The sequence below is a fragment of the Neisseria sp. HMSC03D10 genome, from assembly GCF_001807625.1.
Taxonomy (GTDB): Bacteria; Pseudomonadota; Gammaproteobacteria; order Burkholderiales; family Neisseriaceae; genus Neisseria; species Neisseria mucosa.
Window position 1 is genome coordinate 1 of sequence record NZ_KV789567.1, and the last position, 3,710, is coordinate 3,710.

A 3,710-nucleotide genomic window follows, 5' to 3' on the forward strand; every position below is an offset into this window, starting at 1 on the left:
TTCATGCCGATAGTTTACAGCAGAGGCTGAGATAATGAACACGTTCTTAGTGTCGGATAACGAATATTTTGAACAGGGTGGATGGGATCCATCCCACGATTCCTTCTGATTTGGCATGTCAGGCTTCAGTCCGAACTACGGTAACCAATTTTCAGACGGCCTGCATGAAGAAAACGCACAGTCGTCTGAAAATATAGCATCACGCTTTAGGATTACAACGTTTTGCCGATAAATCTACTTCTCTTTATTCAATAAAATGGAAAAATTAATTTAATCTATGAAAAGGGAGGTCAAGAAATGAATCGTTCGGGATTTCGCATGAGCCTGATTGCTTCCATGCTGTTGGACACACATGCCATAGCGGCTGCCGATAAAGTTGAAGTGTCGGGTGTATTGGAAGATGTTTATGTACAGGCGGTAAACCGCAGCACGCGTACCGAAAACCGCGATTCGTTCACCACCTCCGCCATGCGTACCACCACGGGTTTGGCTTTGTCGCCCAAAGAAACGCCGCAGTCGGTCAGCGTCATTACCAAAACCCAGATTGAAGGGCAGGGCATTACCCGTTTGGAAGATGCGCTGAAGGCCACTACGGGTGTTACCGTTGTGCGCGATTCCGACCGCTCGCGCTTCATGTCGCGCGGTTTCTATATCGACCAAATAGAAGAAGACGGCGTTTCTTCCGATGTTTCCAGCTATGTGGGCGAAACCATCCTCAATGCTGAGAGTCAGACCGATTTGTCGGTGTACGACCACATCGAAGTGGTGCGCGGTGCCACCGGTTTGACGCAGGCCAACGGCGAGCCGGGCGGAACCATCAATGCGGTACGCAAACGGCCGACTTCTGTACGGCAGATACAAGGCAGCGTGAGTGCGGGGCGTTTCGACACTTACCGCAGCGAATTGGATGTTTCCGGCAGCCTCAACAGCAGCCACACGGTGCGCGGCCGTTTGTTGGGCGCATGGGAAAAGTCTGGTTCTTTCATCGACCGCGTCAATAGCCGGCAAAACGTGGTGTACGGCGTGCTTGATTTCGATTTGGGCGAAAAAGCAGTTTGGACGGTGGGCAGCCTGTATCAAAACCGCCATGCGGTGCCGGATGTGTACGGCCTGCCTGCAGGCAGCGAGGATCATCCGCTGCATCTGCCGCGCAATGCTTATTCCGGCGCGCCGTGGAACAACAGCCGCTTCACCAAATTCAATTTATTTTCGGAGCTGCGGTACGATTTCAACGATAACTGGCGGGCTATCGGCTTGGTCGATTATCGCCGCGACACGGCATTTCGGGAGTATGCCGCGCTCAGCAGCGGTCCGAGCTGGCAAAACAGCAGCGGCACCATTTGGGGCAGCGGCAACCGCCTTGCCGACAACAAAACCACGCAATGGACGGCGCAAGGCAAGCTGACCGGCCGCTTTGAGGCATTGGGACGCCAACACGACGTGTTTGCCACATACAGCTACAACAAACGGCGTACCGATTCCGAAACCATGCAGCATTGGAATTTGTGGGCAGACCCGTCCGACTCTTGGAACCAGTTTTGCGCATCGCGCGGCTGGCCGAACTGGTGCGACCCTAACTTGAGCCGAGATTTCCCGCTGGATCCGTTTGACGGTTCCGTTATCCCGCGCCCCGATTGGAGCAAGCTGGCCGATTTGGATTACCGCTTCAACCCCATCCACCGACACACCGATGAGCATACCCGTTCCCATGCCGTCAGTGCCGGCATCCGCTTTAATCCGACCGACAAACTGTACCTGCTGGCCGGTTTCCGCTACACCCGTTGGCGTTATCGGCAAAACACCGATGACATAATCGACCCGGCCAACCCTACTCCTTTGGAGAGTATGACACGCCGCATTAACCGCAATCGTTTCGTGCCCTATTTGGGTATTACCTGGGATGTAACGCCGCATCACAGCCTGTATGCCAGCTACACCTCGATTTTCAAACCGCAGCTCGAATATAAAGATGCCGGCGGCAACGATTTACCGCCCGTTATCGGCACCAACTACGAAATCGGCTGGAAATCCGCTTGGAACAACAAACGCCTGAACACTGCCGTCGCCTTGTTCCAAATCGATCAGAAAAACCGCGCCGTTTATGGCGGAGATGACGGAATGGGCAACGGCTACTATATCAACACTGGCCGAGTGGTCAGCCGAGGCTTGGATGCGGAAATTTCCGGTAATCTGACCGATAACTGGAAACTGTTTGCCGGCTACACCTACAACGACAGCAAATACCGCAATGATGACGAAGACTACCAAGCAGGGCAGAGATACAGCCAGCACACGCCGCGCAGTATCTTCAGGCTCTACACCAATTACCGGCTGCCCGGTGCCGCGCACCGATGGAGTATCGGCGCAGGTATGAACGTGCAAAGCCGCACCGGTAACCTGCACGACCAGCCCAACCTCAAGCAGGGCGGCTACACCTTGTGGCATGCCGATGTGCAATACGCGCCGACCGACCGCATCCGTTTGAGCCTGATTGGCAACAACCTGTCGAATAAGCGTTATTTTGAAAACAACGCCAACCGCAGCAACGGTGCTTACAATTTTTACGGAATGCCGCGCAATATCATGTTCAAACTGAACTGGCGGCTGTAATCCCCTCGTCGTCTGAAATAACGAAAAGCAGCCTGCACTTTTGTTTTAAAATGTGCAGGCTGCTTTTTCTTTCCATCATTGCATATCCGTCCCATTTTTCAGACGACCTTCGGGCAAGCTGAAACACAAATACAAGGAATCCCGATGCCCAGTCGCACCGCCACCATCCTGACCACCGCACTCGCCCCGTTGATTTGGGGCAGCACCTATCTCGTGACCACCGAATTTCTGCCGCCGGACCGACCGTTCACCGCTGCGCTTATCCGTGTTTTACCCGCCGGGCTTTTGCTGTTGGCGTGGACGCGGCGTATCCCTAAACGCAGCGAATGGACGACCGTTGTCTTGCTCGGTTTTTTGAACATCGGCTTTTTTCAGGCCATGTTGTTTGTGGCGGCGTATCGCTTGCCGGGTGGACTGGCGGCGGTATTGAGTTCGACGCAGACGCTGATGGTGCTGGTGTTCACTTGGTTAATCGGCAAAACCATGCCGCCTAAAGCAGCTTGGGTTTGGTCGGCTGCAGGGGTTTTGGGGATTGCGCTTTTGGTTTTGTCGCCGCAGGCGCACTATGACGGGATGGGCATTTTAGCGGCATTGGCGGGCGCGGCGGCGATGGCGTTGGGCGTGTATTTATCGAAACACCGCCGCACTTCGCTGCCCGTGTTAGCGTTTACCGGCTGGCAGCTTTTCATCGGCGGCTTGTTTTTACTGCCCGTCGCACTGCTTGCCGAACCGCGGCTCGAATCTTTAAGCCCCGCCAATATCGGCGGCTATCTGTATTTGAGCCTGTTTGGTGCCGTATTGGCTTATGTGTTGTTTTTCAGAGGAATCGCCAAACTTTCGCCTGCTGCGGTTTCGTCGTTGGGATTGCTCAGCCCTGTCTCGGCATTTATCTTGGGCTGGCTGTTTTTAGGGCAAGGGATGGACGCGAAGTCGCTGGCGGGATTTGCGTTGGTGTTGGTATCGATATTCGGGGTGCAGCGGGCAGTCATGAAAAAGGTCGTCTGAAACCTCAAAATCCGGTTTGAACTGGCCCCCAAATCTTGGGCACTCATAAAAGCCTATTCAGGTGCTCTGTGCAAGCTGGGTTCTGTATGCGACAG

2 protein-coding genes are annotated in these 3,710 nt (G+C 54.2%); both read left to right on the plus strand.

Going from position 1 to position 3,710, the window contains the following annotated elements; genetic code table 11:
- The first annotated feature begins 318 nt into the window (after positions 1–318).
- On the plus strand, positions 319–2,610 hold the full coding sequence (locus HMPREF3066_RS07950; protein ID WP_321178926.1) for a TonB-dependent siderophore receptor: 2,292 nt from the start codon (positions 319–321) through the stop codon (positions 2,608–2,610).
- A gap of 144 nt (positions 2,611–2,754) precedes the next feature.
- Positions 2,755–3,615 (plus strand): EamA family transporter, encoded by an 861-nt coding sequence (locus HMPREF3066_RS07955; protein ID WP_070441891.1) that lies wholly within the window; start codon positions 2,755–2,757, stop codon positions 3,613–3,615.
- Positions 3,616–3,710 lie beyond the last annotated feature (95 nt).